Source organism: Arthrobacter sp. 35/47 (assembly GCF_000520475.1).
Classification (GTDB): Bacteria; Actinomycetota; Actinomycetes; order Actinomycetales; family Micrococcaceae; genus Arthrobacter_D; species Arthrobacter_D subterraneus.
In genome coordinates, this window is record NZ_KI914581.1 from 85183 (window position 1) to 87438 (window position 2256).

Consider the following 2256-nt stretch of genomic DNA (forward strand, 5'->3'; position numbering starts at 1 on the left):
CAGCCGGATCGCCGGTCCCGCGTCCCTGGTCCTGTTCGGGGTAACAGGCGATCTGGCCCGCAAGAAGCTGATGCCCGCCGTCTACGATCTGGCGAACCGCGGACTCCTGCCGCCCAGCTTCGCCCTGGTGGGTTTCGGCCGCCGGGACTGGAGCGACGAGGAGTTTGCGCAGGAAGTTCTGTCCTCCGTCAAGCAGTACGCGAGGACCCCGTTCGACGAGTCGGTCTGGGAGCAACTCTCCCAGGGCATCCGGTTTGTCCAGGGAAACTTCGACGACGACGAAGCCTTCGTGGAGCTGAAGAAAACGGTCGAAGACCTGGATTCGACGCGCGGGACCCGCGGGAACCACGCGTTCTACCTCTCCATCCCGCCGAAAGCGTTCGAGCTAGTCTGTCAGAAGCTCTCCGAACACGGACTCGCCCAGCCCGAAGAGGGCAAATGGCGCCGCGTGGTCATCGAGAAGCCTTTCGGCCACAACCTGGAATCAGCGCGCGAGCTGAACGCCATTGTGGAGCAGGTCTTCCCGCCGGATGCGGTGTTCCGTATTGACCATTACCTCGGCAAGGAAACCGTCCAGAACATTCTTGCGCTCAGGTTCGCGAACCAGCTTTTCGAACCGCTCTGGAACGCCAACTACGTTGACCACGTCCAGATCACCATGGCGGAGGACATCGGCATCGGCGGCCGTGCAGGCTATTACGACGGCGTCGGCGCCGCACGGGACGTCATCCAGAACCACCTGCTCCAGTTGCTGGCACTGACCGCGATGGAGGAACCGATCTCCTTCAATGCGGAGGATCTCCGGGCCGAGAAGGAAAAGGTGCTGGCTGCGGTGAAGCTTCCCGAGGACCTGTCCACCCATTCAGCGCGGGGACAGTACGACGGCGGCTGGCAGGGCGGTGAGCTGGTCAATGCCTTCCTGGACGAGGATGGGATCCCGGCCGACTCCACGACCGAAACCTATGCGGCGGTCAGGCTGGATATCCATACCCGCCGCTGGAGCGGCGTGCCGTTCTACCTCCGCGCCGGCAAGCGTCTGGGCCGCCGGGTCACCGAGATCGCCGTCGTCTTCAAGCGGGCACCGAACCTGCTGTTCCTCGACCACAACGAGGGCGACTTCGGCCAGAACGCCGTTGTTATCCGGGTCCAGCCGGACGAGGGCGCCACGATCCGCTTCGGTTCGAAAGTTCCGGGCACGCAGATGGAGGTGCGCGACGTGACGATGGACTTCGGTTACGGCCACTCCTTCACAGAGTCGAGTCCTGAAGCCTATGAACGGCTGATTCTCGACGTTCTGCTGGGCGAGCCGCCGCTCTTCCCCCGCCACGAGGAGGTGGAGCTTTCGTGGAAGATCCTCGACCCGTTCGAGGAGTACTGGTCCACGCTTGCCGATGCACCGGAGAAATACGTCCCCGGCAGTTGGGGACCGCCCTCTGCCGATGAATTGCTTGCCCGCGATGGAAGGACCTGGAGGCGGCCATGATCGTCGATCTTCCCGATACAACGACCTCCAAGGTCTCCAAGGAAATCATGACCATGCGCGACAAGGGCGGCGTCGTCGCCCTTGGACGGGTGCTCACGCTCGTGGTCATCACCCGCTCGGGCCACGAGGAGGAGGCCATCCTCGCGGCGAATGAAGCCAGCAGGGAACACCCCTGCCGCATCATCGTGCTGGCGGAGGGCAAGGGCTCCGGAGAAACCCGCCTTGATGCACAGATTCGCGTCGGCGGCGACGCGGGCGCCTCGGAAGTGATTGTACTGACGGGTTACGGCGAGCTCGCAGGGGAGAGTGAGTCGCTCGTGTCCGCGCTGCTCCTCCCGGACGCACCCATCGTCGCCTGGTGGCCGCACGGCGTCCCGGAAGCCGCAGCGCGGACATCGATCGGCAGTATCGCTCACCGCCGCATCACCGACTCTGCCAATGAGGCGGACCCCACCGCCGCCCTGTTCAACATCCGGCGCACGTATGAGGCCGGCGACACGGACCTCGCCTGGACAAGGCTGACCAACTGGCGAATCCAGCTTGCCGCCGTGCTGGAGCAGCTGGACGGCTCCCCCATCACGGCCGTGACGGTCGAAGGAGCCTCGGATTCACCCAGCACGGTCCTCCTCGCGGCGTGGCTCACTCTGGCGCTTGACACGCCGGTGTCCATCGAAGCCGGTGAACCGGGAACCGGTCTGCACAGCGTCCGCTTTTCACGCCCGGCCGGAGACGTCCAGTTGAACCGTCCACGGCGGGCGGTGGCCGAGCTGCAC

The 2256-nt window shown here is 64.8% G+C and carries 2 protein-coding genes; both read left to right on the forward strand.

What is annotated here, in order from left to right; all coding sequences use genetic code 11:
• Positions 1-1483: glucose-6-phosphate dehydrogenase (gene zwf, locus X803_RS16925; RefSeq protein ID WP_035777369.1), on the forward strand; the 1483-nt coding region annotated here is incomplete at its 5' end.
• Positions 1480-2256 (forward strand): glucose-6-phosphate dehydrogenase assembly protein OpcA (locus X803_RS16930; protein WP_035777435.1); only part of this gene is annotated, 777 nt, incomplete at its 3' end. The genes zwf and X803_RS16930, both read left to right, overlap by 4 nt.